This is a genomic window from Microbacterium sp. AZCO, assembly GCF_039614715.1.
GTDB lineage: Bacteria > Actinomycetota > Actinomycetes > Actinomycetales > Microbacteriaceae > Microbacterium.
Window position 1 is genome coordinate 3,460,724 of record NZ_CP154857.1, and the last position, 22,023, is coordinate 3,482,746.

Consider the following 22,023-nt stretch of genomic DNA (forward strand, 5'->3'; position numbering starts at 1 on the left):
AGCACAGGAAGAAGGGGGGATGCCGCGGATGCGGCATCCCCCCTTCTCGAAGACGCTTACTTGACGGCGGCCTTCAGCTTCGAGCCCGCCGTGACCTTGACGCGCTTGCCGGCGGGGATCTTGATCTCCTCGCCCGTCTGCGGGTTGCGGCCCGTGCGCGCCGACGTCTCGACCTGCTCGAACGAGATCCAGCCCGGGATCGAGACCTTGCTGCCCTTGGCGACCGCCTCCGAGACGGTGGAGAAGAGGGAGTCGAGCACGCCCGACACGGCGGACTGGCTCTGACCCGTCGCGCTGGCGATGCTCGCAACGAGTTCGGTCTTGGTGATGGACTTGTCGGCCATTGATTGTCCTCCAAGGCGGCGGAATCGCCGCCTCACATTGCTCGGACCAGAAGGCTCCTGCCTCCCGGCTGGTCGGATCGACCGCCTCGAACCTAGCCGAGAACGCCGTACTTCCGCGGATTTCCGCGGATTTTCGGACTTCTGACCGGCGTGTCGAGTGGCTGGAGTGACGAATGTGACGATTGTGACGCCTTCGAGCCGTCGTGGAAGGACAGCGACTTCGGCGCCCGTCAGCCGGCGCCGATCAGCCGAGCCACTTCTCCGACCCCCGCCATGAACTCGTCGAGCGCCGTCTCGTCCTCGCGCGGCTGCAGGATCACCGAGGTCGCCCCGGCCGCGAAGAACGGCTCGATCGTCCGGGCGACATCGGCCGGGTCGCCGGCGATGAGCAGGGCGGGATCGACCTCGCCGTTCCCCCGCGTGAGGTCGTCGGCGAGCTGGGCGCGCGCGGCGTCGCCGCCGAACCCGGCCGACACGAAGACGATGAGCTGGTGGGCGTCGTCTCGGCCCGCCGCCTGCCGGCCCTCGAGAGCGGTCGCGAGGGTGCGCGCGACGCGATCGGGGTTGCTGCCGGCGGGCAGCACCGTGCCGTCGGCGACCTCGCCCGTCAGGCGCACCGTCTTCGGACCCTCCCCCGCCGCGACGATCGCGGGCCGCTGCGCGGGCGGCCAGTCGAGCCGCACTCCGTCCAGCGCGACGTACCGGCCGGACGTCGTCACCTCCTCGCCCGCCAGGAGTGAGGTGAGGGCGGGCACGTATTCGCGCATCAGAGTGAGGGGCGACGCCGCGCGCGCCCCGATCTGCCCCATCCACGACTGCACGCCGTGCCCGACGCCCGGTATGAGCCTGCCGGGGAAGAGGCGCTCGAGCGTCGCGATCTCCATCGCCGTCGCGGCGACGTTGCGCAGCGGCATGGGGGCGACGCCGATGCCGACCCGGAGGCGCGTCGTCCACGCGAGCACCGCGGCAGCGGTCGCGAACGCCGACTCGCGGAAGCAGTCCTCCCAGAGCCATAGCTCGGGCACGCCCGATCCGTCCGCGGCACGCGCGGCGTCGCGCAGCGCCTCGGGCGGGGAGTAGGGCGTGAAGATGGCACCGAGGCGTCGCATGCCCTCACCCTGGCACGGGCCCCCGACACCGGCATCCCGGCTCTCGATCCGCCCGCCGGATGCCGCACCTAGACTTGCCGCACCATGGACAGCGACATCGCCGCGGCCCTCGCGCTCGGACCCGACTCGACGATGACCGATCACACCGTCGACATCACGACGATCGGCGCGCGGACGGGCGAGCCGCGACGCATCGAGATCTGGTTCCACAACGTCGACGGCGACGTCTACCTCACGGGTCTGCCGGGTCGACGCGGGTGGTACGCCAACCTGCTCGCCGACCCCCGACTCACCTTCCATCTGAAGCACGGCGTCCACGCCGATCTTCCTGCGCGGGCGACCCCGATCACCGACCCCGCGGAGCGCGGCCGTCTCTTCGAGGCGATCATCCGGGGCATCGACGACCTCTACGTGCGGCGGGGCTCCCATCGGCGCGTCGCCGACCACGATCGCTGGCTCGCCGAGAGCCCGCTCGTGCGGGTCGTGTTCGACTGAGCCGGGCTATCCCGCCTTGCGGCGCCGTGCGACCACGATCGCGACGACGATCAGCGCGAGCCCGACGATGAGGACGATGGGACCGATCGTGGCCCACAGCGACGATCCGCTCATGGCCGACCCCGCGAGCACATTGAAGCCCTGCAGGGTCCACACGAGTCCGACGAGGGCGAGGATCACCCCCGGCACGAGCAGCGGCCAGATTCGCTTCACAGCCCGAGACTAGTTCCGGGCGCGGCGCTGCGGAAGGCGCCCGGCACTCACTCGTGCAGCCGCCGCAGCGCCGTCACGATCTCGTCGTGCCAGCGACGAGCGGCCGGCAGCACGCCGGTGAAGATCGGGGTGTCGTGCGTCACGCCGAGGTAGCGGACGGCGGATGCCTCGACGCCCGCCGCGCGCAGCGCCGCCGTGTAGGCCGCGCCGTCGCCGCGGAGCGGGTCGTACTCCGCCGTGAGCACGACCGCCGGCGGCAGGCCCTCGTGGGAGTCGGCGAGGAGCGGCGACGCGTAGGGCTTCTTCGCGTCGCGCAGGTGGGGCAGATAGGTGCGGACGACTGAGCGCAGCTCGCGCTTGGCGATGAAGCTCGGGATGCCGAGCGCCCGCGTCGCGGCGAGATCGATGTGCCCGCCCGTGAGGTCGGTGACGGGAACCTCGAGCACCTGCAGGCGGATCGGCAGCCCGCGCCGATCGCGGTTCATGAGCGTCACGGCCGTGGCGATGTTGCCCCCCGCAGATGTGCCGAGGATGCCGATGCGCTGCGGATCGACGCCGACCTCGGCGCCGTGCTCGAAGAGCCACACGAGTGCCGCGTACGCCTGTTCGATCTGCGTGGGGAACTGGTGCTCCGGCGCGAGCGCGTAGTCGACCGCGACCATGGCGACGCCCGAATCCGCGGCCCGGCGCCGATTGCCGGCATCCGTCGTCGGATAGTCGATGCCGCCGATGCGGAACGCTCCGCCGAACAGCGCGAGGCAGCCGGGCACGAGCGTCTCGCCCGGCTCCGCCGGGTGGTAGATCCGCACGCGGAACGGCGGCACGCCGTCGGCGGTCAGCTCGTGCTCCGTGATCGGGATGCGGGGCCCCCGCGTCCCGACGGCCTTGAGCTCGCGGCAGTCCCACGCGATCGCCGCGGCGCGGTTGCGGGCGCGGGCTCGTGCGCGCGGGCCGAGCGGGGGAGCGATCGAGCCTTCGCGCCCGATCGGTCGGCTCTCGTCGACGGGAGAAGGATCAGCTGCGGGTGCGGACCGGCCGAAGGGGAGCAGCGCCATCAGGCGTGCGCGCATCGCGCCGCGCGCCTTGTCGTAGAGGTGTCGGCGGTGCACCCGCAGCCGCTCGGCGAAGAACGGATCCAGCGGCATCCCGATCCCTCCCTTTCCCCGACGAGAGTGTAGTTGCGCCCGCCGGCGGGCAGACGGGACTTGCGCTCGGCCCGGCGCTGTGCCCGGGGCATGCGAAAGGGCGGGAGCTCCGAGGAACTCCCGCCCTTTCTGCGGTTCAGCGGTGCTGAGCCTGTCGAAGCGTTACCAGCTCGACTTGGTCACGCCGGGCAGCTCGCCACGGTGGGCCATGTCGCGGAAGCGGACACGCGAGATGCCGAACTTCGAGAGGTTGCCGCGGGGGCGACCGTCGATGACGTCGCGGTTGCGCAGGCGCACGGGCGACGCGTTGCGGGGCAGCTTCTGCAGGCCCACGCGAGCGGCTTCGCGCTGCTCGTCGGTCGACTCCGGCGACACGAGCGCCTTCTTCAGCTCGGCGCGCTTGGCGGCGTAGCGGTCGACGACCTCCTGGCGCTGCTGGTTGCGCGCGATCTTGCTCTTCTTAGCCATGGATCAGCGCTCCTCTCGGAATTCGACGTGCTTGCGGATGACCGGGTCGTACTTCTTGAGCACGATGCGGTCGGGGTTGTTGCGGCGGTTCTTGCGCGTCACGTAGGTGTACCCCGTGCCGGCGGTCGAGCGCAGCTTGATGATCGGACGGACGTCCTGAGCCTTCTTGGCCATTAGAGCTTGACCCCCTTCGCGAGGAGGTCCTTGACGACGGACTCGATGCCGCGTGCGTCAATGACCTTGATGCCCTTGGCGGACACGTTGAGCTTGATGTTCCGACCAAGCGACGGGACGTAGTACGTCTTCTTCTGCACGTTCGGGTCGAAGCGGCGCTTCGTCCGGCGGTGCGAGTGCGAGATGTTGTGACCGAAGCCGGGAACCGCTCCAGTCACCTGGCACACAGCAGCCATGGTGATGTCTCCTTCAATACCGTGGGGCCGGACGGCCCCACCCAAGATCCCTTGTCTGCACCCACGACGCTCCGAAGCCCGCCCTTCGACAAGCTCAGGGACCGGAAAGAGGAGGGAGTGGGTGCGAACTGCGTGCTGGAGTGCGCGCAGACAAAGAGTCAGTCTAGCACGGCTCGATCCCACGGCCGAACCACGGCGGGCGGTCGTTGCTGCCGCCATATGCGTCGCGCGGAATGGGTCCTTCGACGGGCTCTCCTCCACAGGCATCCATCCGGCTTTCCTTTGTCCACAGGAGACAACACTTCCGCGGGAATCACTGTGGAAGGTGCCATCATTGCCTCACTTCCAGGGGGGAACCGCGAAGTTCAGGAAGGCGACGATCATGACCATGACGCAGGACGACGCCGCACAGCGGCCCGCGGTCCCGTTCGAGCTAGCCGATCCCACACGGTGTCCGGGATGCTTCACCGCGATCACGGCGCCGGTGTGCCCCACGTGCGGATTCGGGCTCACAGACCCGCGCGCACCGCGCGTGCTCGCACTGGGCACGCAGATCGTGGAGCTCGAGTCGGAGCGCCGCACACTGATCGGCGAGATCCGCGATCTCGTGCGCATCGAAGCTGAGATCGCAGCAAAGCAGGCAGAGGCGGCCAGGAGGAACGCCGCGTCGGCCGCGGCGGCGAAGGAGGCCGCTGCCGTGGCCGACGCCTCGCGGCGGGATGCGCCGGTTGCCGCCCCGCACCCCGCCACCGATGCCACCCCTTGGGCGGCGCCGGCTGCGGTCCCGCCGGCTCCTCGTCGGGTGCGCGAGTCGGCGGCCCCGAAGGAACCGCGGCGCCGACTGACCGTCCCCGTGCTCCTGCTGATCGTCGGGGTCTCCCTCGTCGGCATCGCGGCGATCTTCTTCCTCGTGTTCGCCTGGTTCGTGTGGGGCATCCTCGTCCGCGCGCTGATCATCGGCGGCATCACCCTCGCGGCGATCGTCTCCGCATCCCTTCTGCGGCGACGCGCGCTCACCGCCACGGCAGAGGGCATCGGCGCCCTCGGGGTCGTCCTCCTGGCCCTGGACGCGTGGGCGGTCCGGGCGAACGACTTCTTCGGCACCGCGTCCATCGATGCGGCTGTCTACGCGGGGGTCGCGACTCTCGCGGTCGGCTTCATCTGCCGCGTGTGGGCCCGCGTCTCGGGACTGCGCGGCCCCGACCTCGCCGCCGCCCTCGCCCTGCCCGTCGGACTCGGTCTGCTCGTCGGCGGAGCGCTGTCGTTCGATCGCACCGAGGCCTTCCTCGCGGCGCTGCTGGGCGCGTCGGCTGGATGCCTCACCCACGCCCTCCCGGCACCGTGGTCGTCCGCGCGGCCCGGTCGCGACGCGGTTCCCGAGCGCCTGGTGCTCGCCGTCATCGGCGTCGCAGCGCTCGCCGTCGCCGCGCTCACCCTGCCGCTGTCGGCGCCGCGGACGTCGACAGTGGTCTGGTCGGTCGCCCTGCTCTTCGTGCTCGGCCTCGCGCACGCCCGGCTGCTGCGGCCCCGGGAAGGGGTCGAGCCGCTGCCCGCGGCGCGGCCGCTCGGCGCCACCGCCGCGAGCATCGCGGTCGCCGCCCTCGGACTCGCCGGGTGGCTGCTGGCGCTGAGCAGCAGCGAGGTCGTGTACCCCGTCCTGGTCGCACCGGTGCTCGCCGCTCTCGTGGCCGTCGGAGCCGATCTCCTGCACGCGCGCCGCCCGGGAATCCGACCGACCTGGATCACGGCGCTCGCCGCGGGCGCGCTCGGCGTCGTGGGCGGCGCGGTGTTCTGGGGGAGTGCCGCGGTCGGAGCCGTCGTCGCGCCGTGGTCGCTCGCGCAGGCCGATGTCTTCGCCCCGGCATCCGGAGTCGACGATCCCTTCCTCGCGCTTCCCGCGGCCGCCGTCATCGCGGCGCTCCTCTTCTGCGCGCCGACGCTCGCCCAGCCGGGGCTGCGCGATGCGCGCGTCGTCGCAGGCGCTGCGCTGCTGCTGCTCGCCGCGGCACGCACGGGCGCCCCCGGCATCCTGGTCGCGACAGCTGTCGTCATCGCGGCGGCGTCGACCGTCATGCTCATCGCCGTCCGCGCGCGGATCGGCTGGGTGCTGGCCGCGCTCGTGGCCGCGACGACGGCGTACATCGCGGGACTCGCCGCTCCGTGGCTCTGGATCGCCGCTGTCGTGACGGCGATCGCCGTGCTGATCGCCCAGCGGGCGCTGCTGCGACCGACCGGCGAACTCGCCGTCATCACGGCGCTCGCCCCCGTGGGGGTCGCGGCGGTGTCCGCGCTGATCGCTCCCGCCGCTCTCGCAGCCGCCCTGTCGCGCCCGTCCGGGCCGGCGGCGGGGTGGTCCGTCTCGATCGCGCTGCTGCAGTGGATCGCCCTCATCGCGCTGGCCGTCGCCGTGACGCTGCCGCTCGATCGGCTGTCCCGCTCGGCGCTCGCCTTCGCCTCGTCGGCGCTTCTCGCGGTGAGCCTCATCTGGACGCTGAGCGCCGTGCGCTCCGGTGCACCCGACGACAGCCTCGGCGGGGTGATCGGCGAGCCCGCACTCGCCGTCGTGCGCGGGGGGATCCTCGTCGTCGTCCTCATCCTCGTCGCGCTCGGACTCAGCCGCGTGGAGGCCCCGGCCACGGCAGGCGCCGCCGCGGTCGTCGCCCCCACTCTGGCGTTCGCCGTGTACGAGCTCCTCGTCCTCACGGGGACGAGCCGCGAAGAATGGATGCCGCTCCCGCTGCTCGCGGCAGCTGTGCTGGTCGTCGCACTCGGGGCCCTCCTCGAGTGCGCGCGCGGCCGCGACCGAGCGCTGTGGGTGCGGCTCGCGGCGGATCTCGGTGCGGGGGTCACGGCGCTCGTCGTGGTGGTGCCGCTTCGGACCGACCTCTTCTGGGCGGCGTTCGCGCTGGCGACGATCGGCTTCGCGGCGCTGTCCGCGACCCGCGGGTGGGCCGCGATGCCGCGCACTCCCGACGACGATGTCTTCGCGACGCGCGCCGCGGGAGCCGGGCTGAGCACCGCCGCCCGTCGCCTGTTCGCCTGGCCCGCGGTCGCCGCAGCGGTCGCAGCCTGGTGGTGGTGGCTCGGCGACGGCACACCGGGGGTCGACTACACGACCGAGACGGCCGTCGTGCCCGCCGGAGTCGCGCTCGTCGTGTTCGGGGCGCTGCTCGTCTGGCTCCGACGGCGCGGCGAAGCCTCCGTCGCGGTCGGTGCGGGACTCGCGCTCGGGCTGTGGGCACCCGCGGTCGAGGGATGGGACGGCACGCCCCTCCGAGGGGTCGTCGTCGGCCTCGTCTCGGCGGCCGTGTGCCTCGTGCTCTCGCTTCCCGCGCTCGCGCGGGTGCGCCCGACGGCGGTGGTCGGCTCGACGGTCGCGCTCGTAGGGCTGGCCCTCGTCGCCGTCGAGCGGGTCGTCGACGGCGGCAGCGGGGAGTCCCTGTGGCTCCTGCTCCTGCTGGCGACGGCGTTCGGATCGGGACTCGGCCATGCCGCCGTCCGCCCGGCGCATCTCCTGTCGCGCGCGTACGCGGACGCCCTGCCCGGCGCCGCCATGGTCGTGGCGTCGCTGGCCGTCGCCGCCTCGGTCCCCTCGCTGGGCGTCGTCACGGCGGCCATGGGCCTTCTCGCCGCACTGCACGTCGGCGCGGCGGCCGCCGACCGCACGCCGCTGGGTGCCGTCGCGCGCTGGACGTCGCTCGCCGGTGCGGCGATCGTCGGGGCATCGGGCTGCCTCGCCGGCGTGCTGCCCGAGATCGAGGCGGCGACGCTGCCGGTCGCGGTCGCGCTCCTCGCCGGGGCCGTGCTCGCAACGCTGCGCCGACGGGCGGCCGGCGCCGTGTGGCCGGGCAGCGAGAGCATCGTCTGGATCGCGGGACTCGTGGCGGCCACTGTGCCGAGCGTGGTGGCACCGGCCGATCCCGCACGGATCTGGACGTTCCTCGCCCTCACCCTGGTGGCGGCGGCCGGGGCGGCCGCGGTGCGCGTCCCCGCGGCGTGGCGCGTCGGCATCCCGACCGTCCTTGTGCTCGGCGGGGCGGCGGTGGCCATGGGGGCTCGCTCGCTGCTCGACCCGTTCCTCGACAGCGCGGACGCCGCCGCGCTCACCGCGGGCCTGGGTGCCGTCGCCATCGCGATCGTGCTCGTGGCGCGGTCCGCCGACGAGGCGCCGACCTGGCCGGCGACGGCGCTCGCAGCCGCGGGTGCACTGCTCGTCGCGGCCGTCGTCGTCCTCCGCTCCGACGGGACGCTGGGCACGACCGCGGTCACGGTGCTGCTCGGCGGGGCCGTCGGGGTTGCGGGTGCCGTCCTCCTCGCCTCCCGGCGCTGGCGCGGCATCGCCGCCGTCCTGGCGATCGGCGGGCTCGTCGCCGCGGCGGCGGGCTGCGGCATCCGGTTCCGTGTCACGGCGGCCGATGCCGGTCTCGAGGCGGACTTCTGGGCTCTCGTGGGCGGAGTCGTGACGGTCGCGATCGTCCTGGCCGCGATGCGGGCTGTTCGCTCCGCGGCGCTGGGCGTCGCCGCGGGCGTCGTGCTCGGACTCGCCTGCGTCGTCTACGCCGTGGCGATCGCGGGCCTGCTCGTCGCGCACGCCGACCTGCACGATGAGCGGGTCCTCATGACGATGAGCGTCCTCACCATCGCGGGACTCGCGGGAGCGCTGTGGCATTGGCGGCTCGGGTGGGCGCTCACGTTCGCTGCGGCGGCCTCGGCGAGCGTGTTCGGGGTGTTCGCCGTCGTCGCGGTCGGCGTCAGCCCCGTCGAACTCGTGACGGTGCCGCCCGCGATCGGCGGTCTCGCCTACGGCTCCTACCGACTCGCCTCGCACCCGACTGCGCGGTCGGCGTCGTCGCTCGGACCGTGGCTCCTGCTGCTGCTCGTGCCGTCTCTGCTGCACGATCTCGGCGACTCCGAGCTGTGGCGCGTCGTGGCCCTGGGCGTGGTGACCCTCGCGCTCGTCGTGATCGGCGCCGTCCTGCGGCTGCAGGCTCCGCTCATCATCGGCTCCATCGTGCTGCTGCTCCACGGCCTCGCGCAGCTCTGGCCGTGGATCACGTCGGCGTACACGGCGGTGCCGTGGTGGCTGTGGCTCGGCATCGGCGGCGCCGTGCTGATCTTCCTCGCGGCGACGTACGAGCGACGGGTGCGACAGCTGAAGGCCGCGTTCGTCGCGGTGTCGTCGCTGCGCTGACACGCGCGAAGCCTGCCGCCGGGGCGCCTGCTGCCGAGAAGCCTGTCGCCGGGGCTCCCCGGTCGGGAGCGTCAGAGCTCCGCGGCGCCGCGCCCCCAGCGGAACGGCGAGACCGTCGGATCGCCCGGCACCCAGAGGCGCCACGGGAAGGCGGCGGTCCCGGCGTGGCCGGCGACGCCGACGCGCGGGCCGGTCGCGATGTCGACGAGCGGCTCGGTCCGCAGCTCGAGGCGCGCGACGGCGCCGGCACGCGGAGAGCCCGTCACGGCATCGATGCCGTCGTGCACGGGATGCCGCAGCCCTACCGCATCGCCCAGACGCCCGGGTCCGCGCGCGAGGTCGCGATCGACGCGAGCCGCCGGGCGGCGGCGGCGGGCGGCATCCATCCCCTCCGTCACCTCGCCGGCGCGCAGCAGGATTCCGCCCGCGACCCCCGGCGGGCCGCACACGACATTGACGCACGAGTGGATGCCGTGGCTCAGGTAGACGTAGAGGTGACCGGGCTCGCCCCACATCGTCGCGTTGCGCGCGGTCGGCCCCATGCGGGCGTGCGAACCGGGGTCGGCCGTCTCGCCCGTGCCGAGGCCGTGGTACGCCTCCACCTCGGTGAGCCGCACGACGACCTCGTCGCCGTCCACGACAGTGCGGAGAAGGCCTCCGAGGAGGCGCGGTGCGACCTCGAGCGGAAGGCCGAGCAGATCGTCGCGGTGCGCCGGCCGCCAGGAGCCCGTCATTGCGGCGGCACCCGGCACCACGAGCTGTCGAAGCCCGTCAGCGCCACGACCTCGTCGCCCGTCGCGATCTCGACGATGTGCGTCTCGACGCGCTCGGGCATGGGCAGGAGGTAGCCGTCGTAGGGATTGTCGACGATGTCCGGTGCGACGACCGTCGCCGCGTAGCGGCCGTTCGGCGACACGCAGGTGCGGATGACGGAGTCCGTCGACGGTGCGCGATCGAGCACTCGGCTGGTCCCGTCGTCGCCGACCCACGTCACGACCGAAAGGCTCGGGATGCCGTTCCCATCCGGCGCCGCGTAGAGCCGGACCGACCCACCGCCGGGCACGGGCACGACGGTCCGCAGCAGACCAGGTTCGGCGTCGGGGGCGACGAGAGGCTGCTCCGTGCCGTCGGTGAGATCGAGGGCCACGAGACCCTCCATCCGGTCGACGAGGGCCGTGGAGCCCACGACTCCCTCCAGCCCCACGGCGGTGCCGAGAGAGGTCGCGTCTCCGCCCGCACCGGTGAGCCAGAGCGAGCTGTCGAACCCGAGGAGGAGGATCCGGTCGGTGTCGGGCACGAACCGCCACTGCTCCACGCGGCTGTCCGCCCCGGTGATCTCGACGGGCGCCGGCTCGGCGGCGCGATCCTTCAGCGACATCGTGAAGAGCATGCTCTCACGGGCGCCCTCGGTGCCGATCGCCGCGTCGGTGAAGGTGTAGCCGATGGCGTCTCCGCGGTCGGCGCTCTGCAGATTCGTCACCGTGCCGTCACCGGGCAGTGGCAGGGTGCGCTGATTCTTGCCGTCGCGGTCGGTCACGATGAGCTCGGCGACGCCGTCGGCACCGCCCTGCGGCTGGTCCGCAGTCGACGACCCACCGCGCACCGAGACGACGAGGTGGCTCGATGTCGCGCGGAAATCCTCGATATGCACTCGATATGCGCGTGCCGGAATACGGGGACCGCCTGCTCCCCGGTCAGGTCGGTGCGGAAGATCGTGTCATCCTTCGCGCCCCGCTGGAGCAGATAGAACTGCTCCTTCCCCGTCTGGAAGGTCTGCGCGACGGTGGTGGCCGGCCCGCCTCCCAGCCCTTCGACGCCGTCGATCGTCACGGTGTACTCGGTGTCGTCCCACAGCGGAAGCGCGAAGCGCACGCCCACGCTCCGCCCCGAGGTGTCGACGACGAACGGCGTCGCCGGCTCGATCGTCACCTGATCGGGCCGGATCTCGTGAAGCGCGTGCGACATCGTGACGATGAGACGGGCGCCGGATGCCGCGACCGCCGCCGTCGGGTCGACCTGCACGTCGGTGACGCGAGGCCCCTGCGCGGTCGTGGCGGCCGTTCCCGCGAGGGCGACGAGCGTGAGGGCCGCGACGACTCCGGCGAAGCCGACCACGAACGCGCGCCCGCGCCGCCGGAGGGATCGGCTCCGCCGCGTGTCAGTACTCATACGGGTCTCCCGGCTCGTCGATGAGCCGGACGGAGTCGGCGACGATCGAGAGCCGGCCGTCGGCGCTCGACCGGACGGTGCCCGTGACCGTGACCCACTGCCCGGTCGGCGGCGCCGCGTCGCCGGAGTCGATCGGGATGTTCGCCGGCTGGGCGTCGATGACGCAGTGCGTGATCACGAGGCGGGTGAGGTCGAAGTCGCCGTCGCCCGGGGTGACGAAGCCGGTGAGGGTGACGGGATCGCCGTCGTACGCGTCGGGGTTGGTCGCCGTCGCGAACACGGTGGCCCACTCGCCGACCCCGAACGCCGTCGTGTCTCCCGTCGTGGCGAGGGCGACGGCATCCGTGCCGGCGAACAGCGGCGGGGCGTCGATGTCGCGCGACATCGCGAGCTCGGCCGAGAGCGAGGCGGGCGGCGTCACGAGGGCGGCGACAACGAGGAGGGATGCCCCGACACCGCCGACCGCGGTCGCGGCTGCCGCGATGGGACGACGTCGGTGGCCGGCGTGGTCGTCCTCGCCGTGGCCGTGGCCGTGGCCGTGGCCGTGGCCGTGGCCGTGGCCATGGTCGTCCTCTGCGCCGAGCGGCAGCGCGAACGTCAGGACCGCACCGACCAGCACCACGAGGGCCATGCCCACCGCGAACCACGTCGAGTCGGGGTTGAGGTAGAGCCCCAGCCGGCCGGCGAGAGCCAGGCCGAGGGTCAGCACGGCGAGCGCGGCCGCGAGCCCGACGCCCAGCCAGCGCGTGACGAGCGATCTACGCAAGGAGGTTCACCGCCGTCCCGATGACGAAGGCCGACAGCACGACCACGACGACGAGCCCGACCAGCACCCGGGTCGTGAAGGTCGTGCGCAGGAGCGCGAGCATCTTGACGTCGACGAGCGGTCCCACGAGCAGGAACGCGACGAGGGAGCCCTGCGTGAACGTCGAGGCGAACGACAGAGCGAAGAAGGCGTCGACGTTCGAGCAGATCGACACGACCATCGCGAGCAGGATCATCGCGACGATCGAGAGCGCCGGATCGGAGCCGATCGCGAGGAGCGCGTCGCGGGGAATGAGCACCTGCACGGCCCCCGCGAGCGCCGATCCGATGACGAGGGCGGGCATGACCGCCCGCAGCTCGATGATGAATTGCGCGATGCTGCGGCGGCCGCGGCTTCCGGGCTCGTGCGTCACGGTGTCGCACGTGTCCCTGAAGCGATCGGTCAGGAGGGCGTCGGGATCGGGATGCCGGCTGTAGAGCCACCCGATGAGGTTCGCGATCGCGTACCCGCCGAGGAGGCGCGCGACGAGGATGCCGTCGTCGAAGCCGAACGCCTGGTGCGTCGTGATGATCACGATGGGGTTCACGATCGGCGCAGCGATGAGGAACGTGAGCGTCTCGGGCACGGAGAAGCCGCGCATGAGCAGACCGCGCGCGAACGGCACGTTGCCGCACTCGCAGACCGGCACGATCATGCCGAGGAGCGAGAGCACGGCACGGCGAGCCCATGCCCGCCGCGGCATCCATCGCTCGAGGACCCCCGGGGGCACCCACACCTGCACGACGATCGAGAGCACGACGCCGAGGACGACGAAGGGGAGCGACTCGATCAGCACGCTGAGGGCGAGGGTCAGGCCGTCCTGCGCGCGCGTCGGGAGAGAGACCGCGAAGAGCTGCGGTGCGAGGGCGTCGACGGCGAACAGGAGTCCGACGAAGGCGACGCCGACGCCGAGCCAGACGATCGCGCGCCCCGTGCCCGGGCGCGCGGCGACCGCCGGCGGGTCAGTCCGCGTCACGCTCGCTCTCGCGGGCCTGCGCGCACGACGCGCACAGGCCGAAGATGTCGACGACGTGCTCCGCCTCGATGAAGCCGTGCGCGGCCGCAGTGCGACGCGCCCACTGCTCGACGTCGGTCGCCTCGATCTCCACCGCGAGCCCGCACGAGCGGCAGATGAGGTGGTGGTGGTGCCCCCGCGTCGCGCACGCGCGGTAGAGGTTCTCGCCCTCGGGACTCTGCAGGGTGTCTGCGTCGCCGGAGGCGGCGAGACCGGCCAGCGCGCGGTACACGGTGGCAAGCCCGATGGGGCTGTCGTCCCCGCGGAGCGTCGCGTGCAGCGACTGCGCGCTCACGAAGCCGCGCGCGTCGGCGAGCGCTTCGCGCACCCGCTCGCGCTGCTTCGTGTTGCGCTGGACCATGGCCGGAGTCTACCCGCGGGCCTGGGCCGGGCTCTGGGCGGGGGTCGTCGTCGCGGCGCGGGATGCGGCATCCCGTCCCCGTTCGACCCGCCCCCGGCGACCGCCGACGATGCGGCAGACGACGTAGATGAGGAACGAGATCGTCGTGATGTACGGGCTCACGGGGAGCGTGCCCGCGACGGCCAGGAGGATGCCCGCAACGGCCGAGACGAAGCCGAAGAGCGCCGACAGTGCGGGCACGGACACCGGTCCCGACGCCACGCGCATGGCGGCCGCGGCGGGCGTCACGAGCAGCGCCATGACGAGGAGCGCGCCGATGATGTGGACGCTCACGGCCACCATGAGCCCGAGCAGCAGCATGAAGCCGAGCGAGACGCCGGTGGTCGGCACGCCTCGCGCGGCGGCGGACTGCGGGTCGAGCGAGTCGAAGCGGAGCGGACGCCAGATGAGCAGGAGTCCCACGAGCACGGCGCCGCTGATCGCGATGAGCCAGCCGAGCTGGCCGCTCTGCACCGACACGATCTGTCCGGTCAGCAGGCTGAAGCGGTTCGCCGAGCGGCCGTCGTAGAGGGACAGGAACAGGATGCCGAGCCCCAGCCCGAACGGCATCAGGACGCCGATGATCGAGTTGCGGTCGCGCGCTTTCGCGCCCAGCACCCCGATGATCGCCGCCGCGATGAGGGAGCCGACGATCGATCCCGTCACGACGTCCATGCCGATGAGGAGCGCCGCCGCGGCGCCCGCGAACGACAGCTCGGCGATGCCGTGGACGGCGAACGCCATGTCGCGCTGGATGACGAAGACGCCGACGAGGCCGCCGACGAGCCCGAGCACGGCGCCCGCGACGATGGAGTTCGCGACGAGCCCGAGGATCTCGGCGTAGTCGGGGATGCCGCCGAACATGGCGTCCCACACATCGGCCCAGTTCATGCGTGCGTCCCCGTCCCGGGGTCTTCGTGGAGCTCATGGTGGTGATGGTGGTGCGCCTCTTCGGCGTCGGGTGCGCCGACCACGACGAGCCGGTCGCCCGCGCGGAGCACGTAGACGGGTGCTCCGTAGAGCGCCGACAGCGTGGCCGAGTCGAGCACCTCCTCGGGCGTGCCGAGGGTGAAGCGGCCGCCCGCGAGGTACAGGATGCGGTCGACCGACCCGAGGACGGGGTTGATGTCGTGGGTCACGAGCAGCACGGCGGCGTCGGTCTCGCGCCGGTGCCGGTCGATCAGCTGGATGACCGCCTGCTGGTTGGCGAGGTCGAGGCTCGTGAGCGGCTCGTCGCACAGCAGCAGCCGGGGATCGTCGGCGAGCGCCTGCCCGACCCGGAGGCGCTGCTGCTCGCCGCCCGACAGCTCTCCGACGGGGCGGTCGGCGAAGCCCCGGGCTCCGACGGCGTCGATGAGCGCGTCGACGCGGGCCCGGTCGCCGCGGCGGGGAACGGGGAAGCCGAAGCGGTGGCCGTTGACGCCGAGGGTCACGAGGTCGCGGCCGCGCAGGGGCGTCTCGCGCGGCAGCGGGCGCTGCTGCGGGATGTAGCCGATGCGCCGGCTGCCGCGGGCGCGGACGTCCGACCCCAGAGCCGTGATGGTCCCCTCGCTGAGGTCTTCGAGGCCGAGGATCGCGCGCAGGAGCGTCGTCTTGCCGGAGCCGCTCGGCCCGAGCACGGCGACGAGCTCGCCCGGCTCTACGGAGAGGTCGAGCCCCGCCCACAGCTCGCGGCCCTCCCGGCGCAGAGCGGCGCCGCGGATCTCGAGCGCGCTCATGACCCCAGCGCCCGGGTCAGGGCGTCGATGTTCTGCTGCATCCACTCGACGTAGGTGAGTCCGTCGGGCAGCACCTCGGAGAATTCGAGCACCGGGATGCCGGCATCCTTCGCCTCCGCGATGACGGCGTCGGTCTCGACCCCGCCGGTCTGCGAGTTGACGATGACGGCCTTCGCGTGTCCCGCGCGCAGGAGGCCGAGCGCCTCGAGGAGCGTCGCGGGCGGGACGTCCTGCCCCTCCTCGACCGCCTCGCTGAACGCGTCCGGCGTCGTGTTCACGAGACCCGCCTCCTCCGTGAGGTACAGCGGCACGGGCTCGGTGACGAAGATGTCGGTGCCGCCATGGGTCGCGGCGAGCTGCGCGAGCGAGGCCTCGAGGCTCTCGACCGACGCCGTGAAGTCGGAGGCGCGCGTGCTGTAGCCGTCGGCGCCGCCCGGGTCGATCTCGGACAGCTGATGCGCGATCTCGTCGGCGACGGCGGACGTCGTGTGGAGGTCGTACCAGACGTGCTCGTTGAAGCCCTCGACATGGTCGTGGCCGTGACCATCGGCGGCGTCGTCGTGCGCCGTCTCCTCCTGCGCCGCGTCGCCGTGGGTGGCGTGCGTGTCGTGCGCGTCGCCGGACCAGTGCGGCGACAGCTCTGCCGCCGTGATCACGGGAGCGTCGGTGCCCGTCGCCTGGATGAGCGCGTCGACGAACGCGTCGTAGCCGCCGCCGTTCTCGACGATGAGGTCGGCGCGACTCACCGCGAGCTGATCGCGCGCGCTCGCCTCGTACGAGTGCGGGTCCTGCGCCGCCGAGTGGATGATCGACGTCACATCGACGTGGTCGCCGCCGACGACCTCGGCGATCTGCCCGTAGACGTTCGTGGACGCGAGGACGTCGATCCTCCCGTCCGCGGCGTCGGCGCCGCTCGCCGCGCACCCCGCGAGCAGGAGGACGGATGCCGCGCCGAGCGCGGTCGCGGTGAGGGGTCTGCGGAGCACATCCTCATCGTATGGCTATTGATAATCGTTCTCAAATCGGCGGCCGCGCTAATCTTCCACGTGGGAGCGGTCGCCCGAACCGCGCGGAGAGCAGGCGGATGAGCAGTTCGACCGAGGGGACCGCCCCGCGCGCCTTTCTCACCCGCATGCGCTTCTCCGCCCTCCTCGCCCTGCCTTTCGCGATCGTCTGCCTCATCGCCGCCTTCGTGCTGACCGTGCTCGGCGCGGAAGTGGAGTGGCCGCTCACTCTCATGCTGATCCCGGTCTTCTGGGTGCCCATGGCCGTCGAACTCGTCTTCCGCACGACACTCCCGTGGCCGCTCCAGGTCGTCTACCTGGCGTTCATCGTCGCCGCCCCCTTCGCGGGCAGCGCCGTGCACGTGTACTGGTACCTCCCGCGCTGGGACTTCGTCGTGCACTTCTACTCGGGGATCATGCTCGCCTGGCTCGGGATGCTGTTCGCCCGGCGCGTCGAGGAGCGCATCGGCGCCGCACTCCCGCGCTGGTTCTCGCTCACGATGGCGCTCTTCACCGCGATGTCCTTCGCGGCCGCGTGGGAGATCTGCGAGTACGGCAGCGACTCCCTCATCGGCACGGCGGCCCAGCACGGCCTCGACGACACGATGCTCGACATCGTCGCGGGCACCCTCGGCGGGGTCGTGGCGATCGGCATCCTGCTCGTGGCGAAGCGTCCGCGCACGCTCGCGCCGGTGTCGTTGCTGCCGCGCTGAAGAGTGCCGGACGGCGGGTCGTCCCGGAACGCGGTCAGTCCAGCAGGAGGGCGGGCTCCTCGAGGATCGACGCGACGTCGGCGATGAAGCGCGACATGCCGTCGCCGTCGATCACGCGATGGTCGAACGAGCCCGCGACCGTGGTCACCCAGCGCGGGCGCACCTCGCCGTCGACGACCCACGGCTTCTGACGGATCGTGCCGAGCGCGACGATGCCCGACTCGCCCGGATTGATGATCGGGGTGCCGGCATCCATTCCGAAGACGCCGATGTTGGTGATCGTGATCGTGCCGCCCTGCTGGTCGGCGACCGACGACTTGCCCTCGCGCGCCGTGAGCGTGAGCTTCTCGAGGGCACGGGCCAGGTCGCGGAGCGAAAGGTCCTGCGCGTCCTTGATGTTCGGGACGAGCAGTCCGCGCGGCGTCGCCGCCGCGATGCCGAGGTTGACGTAGTGGCGCACGCGGATCTCGGCGCCCTGGTCGGTGTCGACCCACGCGGCGTTGACGCCCGGCGTGCGGCGCACGGCCCAGATGACGGCGCGCGCCATGATGAGCAGCGGCGAGATCTTGATGTCGGCGAAGTCGGGCGAGGCCTTGAGCCGGCGGACGAGCTCCATCGTGCGGGTCGCGTCGACGTCGGTCCACACCGAGACGTGCGGGGCGGTGTACGCCGACTGAACCATGCCCGACGCGACGGCCTTGCGGACGCCGCGGACCGGGATCGCCTCCTCGCGATCGCCGGCCGGGCCGACGGGGCGGGGCGCCGCGGCCGCGGGGGAGGGGGCGGGCGCCGCGACGGGGATCGTCTCCTCGCGGACCTCGGGCCACTCGGGCGTCTCGATGTTGCGGAAGACGCTCGCCTGCGAGGCGTGCTTCACGACGTCGTCGCGGGTCACCTCACCCGCCGGGCCGCTCGGCGCGACCGCGGCGAGATCGACGCCGAGGTCGCGTGCGAGCTTGCGGATGGGCGGCTTCGCGACGACCCCGACGGATGCCTCGACCCGCTGCTCCGGCGAGACCGCGGGCCGCTTGCGCCGGGACTGCACCTGGCCGCCCGTTCCGTAGCCGACGAGCACCGCGCCACCCGGCTCGGGCTCGGCCGGGGCGCCGTGCTCGCTCTGGCCCACGACGGACGGCGTGGGGGCGGCATCCGACGAACCGCCCGGAGCCGCCGAGATCGTGATGATCGGCGCACCCACGTCGACCGTGTCGCCCTCGGCCGCGAGCAGCTCGCCCACGGTGCCGGCGAAGGGGGACGGCAGCTCGACGAGCGACTTCGCCGTCTCGATCTCGACGATGACGTCGTTCACCGCGACGTCGTCGCCGGGGGCGACGCGCCACGCGACGATCTCCGCCTCGGTGAGACCTTCACCGACGTCGGGGAGAAGGAAGGTCTGCGTGCTCATGTGTCGCCTTTCGGTCGTCGAGCGAGTCGGAACGGTCAGTACGCCAGGACGCGGTCGACGGCCTCGAGGACGCGGTCGGCGTCGGGGAGGAACGCCCCCTCGAGCTTGGCCGGGGGGAACGGCGCGTCGAAGCCCGACACGCGAAGCACGGGGGCTTCGAGGGCGTAGAACGCGCGCTCCATGACCGTCGCCGCGACCTCGGAGCCGAGGCTCGTGAATCCCGGCGCCTCCTGCGCGTAGACCATGCGGCCGGTGCGGCGCACGGAGTCGAGGATCGGCCCGTAGTCGACGGGCGAGAGCGAGCGCAGGTCGATGACCTCGCAGCTCGTGCCCTCGGACTCTGCGAGCGCCGCCGCCTGCAGCAGCGTCGTGACCATCGCGCCGTGTCCGACGAGCGTCACGTCGGTGCCGCGGCGCACGAGCCGCGATGCGTGCAGCGGGAGGGCGCGAGCCCTCGTGTCGACCTCGCCCTTCTGCCAGTACTTCGACTTCGGTTCGAGGAAGATCACCGGATCCGCCGAGGCGATCGCATCCTGGATCATCCAGTACGCATCGTTCGACGTCGACGGGCTGACGACCCGCAGACCCGGGGTGTGCGTGAAGTACGCCTCGGGGCTCTCCTGGTGATGCTCGATGGCGCCGATGTGGCCGCCGTAGGGGATGCGGATGACGACGGGCATCTGCAGCGCGCCCTCGTGGCGATTGGTGAACTTCGCGAGCTGCGACGTGATCTGGTCGAAGGCGGGGAAGACGAAGCCGTCGAACTGGATCTCGCAGACGGGCCGGAAGCCCGCCATCGCGAGCCCGATCGCCGTGCCGACGATCCCCGACTCGGCGAGCGGCGTGTCGAGAACGCGGCGCTCGCCGAACTCCGCCTGGAGCCCCTCGGTGACGCGGAAGACGCCGCCGAGCCGGCCGATGTCCTCGCCCATGAGGAGGACGCGGTCGTTCTCGGCGAGCGCTCGGCGCATGCCGGCGTTCAGCGCACGGCTGATCGGCAGATTCTCGATGCCGGCCTCATCGGCGGCGGCGGTCGCGGCCGCCGTTCCCGGTGCAGCGGTCATGACGTCCCCTCTTCGAAGGATGCCTCGTAATCGGCGAGCCACTGGCGCTGCTCGTCCACGAGCGGGTGCGGCTCGGAGTACACGTGATCGAACATGAGATTGCGCGGGATGCCGTCGAGCTGCATCGTGCGCACGCGCGTGTCCTCGGCGACGGCGTCGGCCTCGGCATCCACGTCCGTGAAGAAGTCGGAGGAGGCGCCGCGCGCCTCGAGGAACGCGCGCATGCGCGCGATGGGGTCGCGTCGCACCCACGAGAGCTCTTCGTCCGATGTGCGGTACTTCGTCGGGTCGTCGCTCGTCGTGTGCGCGCCCATCCGGTAGGTCAGCGCCTCGATCGCGCGCGGGCCGGCGCCGGAGCGCGCCTCCTCGAGGGCGACGCGGGTGACGGCGTAGCTCGCGAGCACGTCGTTGCCGTCGATCGGGATGCTCGGCATGCCGTATCCCTCGCCGCGCTTGTGCAGCGGCGAGCGCGACTGCGTCGCGACGGGCACCGAGATGGCCCACTGGTTGTTCTGCAGGAAGAAGACCTCGGGGGTGTTGTAGCTCGCGGCGAACACCATCGCCTCGTGCACGTCGCCCTGGCTCGATGCGCCGTCGCCGTAGTAGACGACGACGGCCTCGTCCCGCTCCGGATCGCCCGTCCCGCACTTGCCGTCGAAGACGAGGCCCATCGCGAGCCCGGTCGCGTGCAGCGTCTGCGAGCCGAGGACGAGGGTGTAGATGTGCGTGTTGCCGTTGCGCGGATCGGTGGGATCCCAGCCGCCGTGGGTGAGGCCGCGCATGACGCGGATGATGTCGACCACGTCGACGCCGCGGATCCGCGCGACGACGTGCTCGCGGTACGACGGGAAGATGTGGTCCTGCGGGCGCGCGGCGCGGACGGAGCCGACCTGCGCCGCCTCCTGGCCGAGGCTCGGCGGCCACAGCGCGAGCTGCCCCTGACGCTGCAGGTTGGTGGCCTGCCGGTCGAAGGCGCGGATGACGACCATGTCCCGATAGAACCCCTCGAGCTCGGCGTCGCTCAGCGACTCGATGATCTCGAGGTAGGGCTCGGCCGCCGCGGACGGGGCGAGACTGCCGTCGGGCGCGAGCACTCTGACGACCGCGGAGTCCGCGGCCTCGGATGCGTGGTCTTGAACCGAGTTTTCGGTCTGGGTCACGTTCCTACGCTAACCCTCGCCCCGGATGCCCTTCTGGGAGGCTTCCGACAACGGATGCTGCGATCCCTAGGACCTTGTCCACGGACTCATGCTCTCCGACGGATATACGGATGCCGTCACCCGCGAACGGTCGCACCACGAGGCCGCCCGCGACGAACTTCTCCGCGATCTCCAGCGACTCGGACCCGGCGGGGAGCCACACGAAGTTGCCCTGCGCATAGGGGACGGCCCAGCCGAGCCCGCGGAGACCCGCGACGAGCGCGTCACGCCGCTCGGCGATGACGGACACCCGCTCGAGCAGCTCGCGCTCGGCGTCGAGGCTCGCGAGCGCCGCGACCTCAGCGTGCGCCGTGACCGAGAGGGGGATCGCGGTCGATCGTGCCGCGTCGAGGATGCGCGGGTGGCCGATCGCGTAGCCGACACGGAGGGCGGCGAGGCCGAACGCCTTCGAGAACGTGCGGAGGACGACGACATTGGGATGCCCCTCTCCGCCGAGCACGCGGAGGCCGTCGACGGCGTTGGGGTCGGTGACGAATTCGGCATACGCCTCGTCGAGGATCACCAGCACGTCGCTCGGGATCTTCGCCAGGAAAGCCTCGAACTCGTCGTGCCCGACGATGGGGCCGGTCGGGTTGTTGGGGCTGCAGACGATGACGACGCGCGTGCGCTCGGTGACCGCCGCGGCCATCGCGTCGAGATCGTGCCGTGCGCCCTCGCCGAGGGGCACCTGCACGGGGGTCGCGCCGGCGATGAGGACGAGTCCGGGGTAGGCCTCGAACGACCGCCACGCGTAGAGGACCTCGTCGCCGGGGCCTGCCGCGGCGAGGATCAGCTGCGCGAGGATCGACACGCTGCCGGCCCCGATGTGCACCTCGTCGAGAGTCACGCCGAACCGGTCGGCGAGGCGCTCGCGGAGGCGGCCGGCCGTGGCATCCGGATATCTGTTGAGAGCCGTCGCGGACTGCACCGCCTCGAGCACGCCCGGCAGCGGGTCGAACGGGTTCTCGTTGCTCGAGAGCTTGAAGGCGCCCGGCCCCGCCTGCGTGCCCTGCTTGTACGGCGGGAGCGCGGCGATCTCGGGTCGGATTCGGACGGGAGCGTCTGTCACCCTTCCGAGTCTAGAAGCGCTGGTCGCCGCGCGTCGCGGGGTCAAGGCCCTGCTCGCCGCGGAGGCGCGTGCGAGACTGAGCGCACT

At 72.2% G+C, this 22,023-nt stretch carries 23 protein-coding genes; 3 read left to right on the plus strand and 20 right to left on the minus strand.

Annotation, left to right across the window (positions count from 1 at the left end; translation table 11 throughout):
* Positions 1 to 56: 56 nt before the first annotated feature.
* A complete protein-coding gene (locus AAIB33_RS15805) occupies positions 57 to 344 on the minus strand; it encodes an HU family DNA-binding protein (protein ID WP_124291903.1) in 288 nt (95 codons plus the stop codon).
* A 230-nt stretch (positions 345 to 574) separates the two neighbouring features.
* On the minus strand, positions 575 to 1,453 hold the full coding sequence (locus tag AAIB33_RS15810) for an LLM class flavin-dependent oxidoreductase (RefSeq protein WP_345800915.1): 879 nt from the start codon (positions 1,451 to 1,453) through the stop codon (positions 575 to 577).
* Positions 1,454 to 1,537: 84 nt separating this feature from the next.
* Between AAIB33_RS15810 and AAIB33_RS15815 the strand changes: the two genes are divergently transcribed.
* On the plus strand, positions 1,538 to 1,948 hold the full coding sequence (locus tag AAIB33_RS15815) for a nitroreductase/quinone reductase family protein (protein WP_345800916.1): 411 nt from the start codon (positions 1,538 to 1,540) through the stop codon (positions 1,946 to 1,948).
* Positions 1,949 to 1,954: 6 nt separating this feature from the next.
* On the opposite strand, the gene AAIB33_RS15820 is transcribed toward AAIB33_RS15815, so the two are convergent.
* The 5 genes from AAIB33_RS15820 to rpmB all read right to left on the minus strand — a co-directional run bounded on the left by AAIB33_RS15820 (position 1,955) and on the right by rpmB (position 4,184).
* Positions 1,955 to 2,161 carry a hypothetical protein gene (locus AAIB33_RS15820; protein ID WP_345800917.1) on the minus strand — a complete coding sequence of 69 codons (207 nt, stop codon included), beginning with the start codon at positions 2,159 to 2,161 and terminating at the stop codon, positions 1,955 to 1,957.
* Between the two features lie 47 nt (positions 2,162 to 2,208).
* Positions 2,209 to 3,306, minus strand: a complete 1,098-nt coding sequence (locus AAIB33_RS15825) for an alpha/beta hydrolase (RefSeq protein ID WP_345800918.1) — start codon at positions 3,304 to 3,306, stop codon at positions 2,209 to 2,211.
* 162 nt (positions 3,307 to 3,468) lie between these two features.
* The gene (rpsN, locus tag AAIB33_RS15830; RefSeq protein WP_345800919.1) at positions 3,469 to 3,774 is read right to left on the minus strand and encodes a 30S ribosomal protein S14; all 306 of its coding nucleotides are present in this window, start codon (positions 3,772 to 3,774) and stop codon (positions 3,469 to 3,471) included.
* A 3-nt stretch (positions 3,775 to 3,777) separates the two neighbouring features.
* On the minus strand, positions 3,778 to 3,948 hold the full coding sequence (gene rpmG, locus AAIB33_RS15835) for a 50S ribosomal protein L33 (RefSeq protein WP_005051772.1): 171 nt from the start codon (positions 3,946 to 3,948) through the stop codon (positions 3,778 to 3,780).
* On the minus strand, positions 3,948 to 4,184 hold the full coding sequence (gene rpmB / locus AAIB33_RS15840; protein ID WP_047543954.1) for a 50S ribosomal protein L28: 237 nt from the start codon (positions 4,182 to 4,184) through the stop codon (positions 3,948 to 3,950). Before rpmB ends, rpmG begins: the two co-directional genes overlap by 1 nt.
* Positions 4,185 to 4,566: 382 nt before the next feature.
* Here rpmB and AAIB33_RS15845 point away from each other — a divergent pair, with 382 nt between their 5' ends.
* On the plus strand, positions 4,567 to 9,375 hold the full coding sequence (locus AAIB33_RS15845) for a hypothetical protein (protein WP_345800920.1): 4,809 nt from the start codon (positions 4,567 to 4,569) through the stop codon (positions 9,373 to 9,375).
* Positions 9,376 to 9,446: 71 nt separating this feature from the next.
* Here AAIB33_RS15845 and AAIB33_RS15850 read toward each other — a convergent pair whose 3' ends face one another.
* From AAIB33_RS15850 to AAIB33_RS15890, 9 genes are read right to left on the minus strand one after another with little or no spacing between them, the layout of a single operon-like run.
* Complete coding sequence (locus AAIB33_RS15850) at positions 9,447 to 10,109, minus strand: DNA-3-methyladenine glycosylase (protein ID WP_345800921.1); 663 nt, start codon at positions 10,107 to 10,109, stop codon at positions 9,447 to 9,449.
* The gene (locus AAIB33_RS15855) at positions 10,106 to 11,026 is read right to left on the minus strand and encodes a hypothetical protein (RefSeq protein ID WP_345800922.1); all 921 of its coding nucleotides are present in this window, start codon (positions 11,024 to 11,026) and stop codon (positions 10,106 to 10,108) included. Before AAIB33_RS15855 ends, AAIB33_RS15850 begins: the two co-directional genes overlap by 4 nt.
* Positions 10,909 to 11,544: a hypothetical protein gene (locus AAIB33_RS15860; RefSeq protein WP_345800923.1), complete on the minus strand. Its 636-nt coding sequence runs from the start codon at positions 11,542 to 11,544 to the stop codon at positions 10,909 to 10,911. The genes AAIB33_RS15855 and AAIB33_RS15860 overlap by 118 nt, the downstream gene beginning before the upstream one ends.
* Positions 11,534 to 12,310, minus strand: a complete 777-nt coding sequence (locus tag AAIB33_RS15865) for a TIGR03943 family protein (protein ID WP_345800924.1) — start codon at positions 12,308 to 12,310, stop codon at positions 11,534 to 11,536. Before AAIB33_RS15865 ends, AAIB33_RS15860 begins: the two co-directional genes overlap by 11 nt.
* Positions 12,303 to 13,325 (minus strand): permease, encoded by a 1,023-nt coding sequence (locus AAIB33_RS15870; protein WP_345800925.1) that lies wholly within the window; start codon positions 13,323 to 13,325, stop codon positions 12,303 to 12,305. The genes AAIB33_RS15865 and AAIB33_RS15870 overlap by 8 nt, the downstream gene beginning before the upstream one ends.
* Complete coding sequence (locus AAIB33_RS15875; RefSeq protein ID WP_345800926.1) at positions 13,312 to 13,725, minus strand: transcriptional repressor; 414 nt, start codon at positions 13,723 to 13,725, stop codon at positions 13,312 to 13,314. Before AAIB33_RS15875 ends, AAIB33_RS15870 begins: the two co-directional genes overlap by 14 nt.
* A 9-nt stretch (positions 13,726 to 13,734) precedes the next feature.
* Positions 13,735 to 14,655 carry a metal ABC transporter permease gene (locus AAIB33_RS15880; RefSeq protein WP_345800927.1) on the minus strand — a complete coding sequence of 307 codons (921 nt, stop codon included), beginning with the start codon at positions 14,653 to 14,655 and terminating at the stop codon, positions 13,735 to 13,737.
* Complete coding sequence (locus AAIB33_RS15885) at positions 14,652 to 15,482, minus strand: metal ABC transporter ATP-binding protein (RefSeq protein WP_345800928.1); 831 nt, start codon at positions 15,480 to 15,482, stop codon at positions 14,652 to 14,654. Before AAIB33_RS15885 ends, AAIB33_RS15880 begins: the two co-directional genes overlap by 4 nt.
* On the minus strand, positions 15,479 to 16,468 hold the full coding sequence (locus AAIB33_RS15890) for a zinc ABC transporter substrate-binding protein (RefSeq protein WP_345800929.1): 990 nt from the start codon (positions 16,466 to 16,468) through the stop codon (positions 15,479 to 15,481). Before AAIB33_RS15890 ends, AAIB33_RS15885 begins: the two co-directional genes overlap by 4 nt.
* Before the next feature lie 98 nt (positions 16,469 to 16,566).
* Here AAIB33_RS15890 and AAIB33_RS15895 point away from each other — a divergent pair, with 98 nt between their 5' ends.
* Entirely contained in the window at positions 16,567 to 17,199 is a 633-nt protein-coding gene (locus AAIB33_RS15895; protein ID WP_345800930.1) for a hypothetical protein, read from the plus strand.
* 34 nt (positions 17,200 to 17,233) lie between these two features.
* On the opposite strand, the gene AAIB33_RS15900 is transcribed toward AAIB33_RS15895, so the two are convergent.
* Genes AAIB33_RS15900 through AAIB33_RS15915 form a run of 4 tightly spaced genes read right to left on the minus strand, consistent with a single transcriptional unit; the run spans position 17,234 to position 21,936 of the window.
* Positions 17,234 to 18,604: a dihydrolipoamide acetyltransferase family protein gene (locus tag AAIB33_RS15900; RefSeq protein WP_345800931.1), complete on the minus strand. Its 1,371-nt coding sequence runs from the start codon at positions 18,602 to 18,604 to the stop codon at positions 17,234 to 17,236.
* A 35-nt stretch (positions 18,605 to 18,639) separates the two neighbouring features.
* Entirely contained in the window at positions 18,640 to 19,668 is a 1,029-nt protein-coding gene (locus tag AAIB33_RS15905) for an alpha-ketoacid dehydrogenase subunit beta (RefSeq protein ID WP_345800932.1), read from the minus strand.
* Positions 19,665 to 20,828 carry a thiamine pyrophosphate-dependent dehydrogenase E1 component subunit alpha gene (locus AAIB33_RS15910; RefSeq protein ID WP_345800933.1) on the minus strand — a complete coding sequence of 388 codons (1,164 nt, stop codon included), beginning with the start codon at positions 20,826 to 20,828 and terminating at the stop codon, positions 19,665 to 19,667. Before AAIB33_RS15910 ends, AAIB33_RS15905 begins: the two co-directional genes overlap by 4 nt.
* Positions 20,829 to 20,832: 4 nt before the next feature.
* Positions 20,833 to 21,936: a histidinol-phosphate transaminase gene (locus tag AAIB33_RS15915; protein WP_345800934.1), complete on the minus strand. Its 1,104-nt coding sequence runs from the start codon at positions 21,934 to 21,936 to the stop codon at positions 20,833 to 20,835.
* Positions 21,937 to 22,023 lie beyond the last annotated feature (87 nt).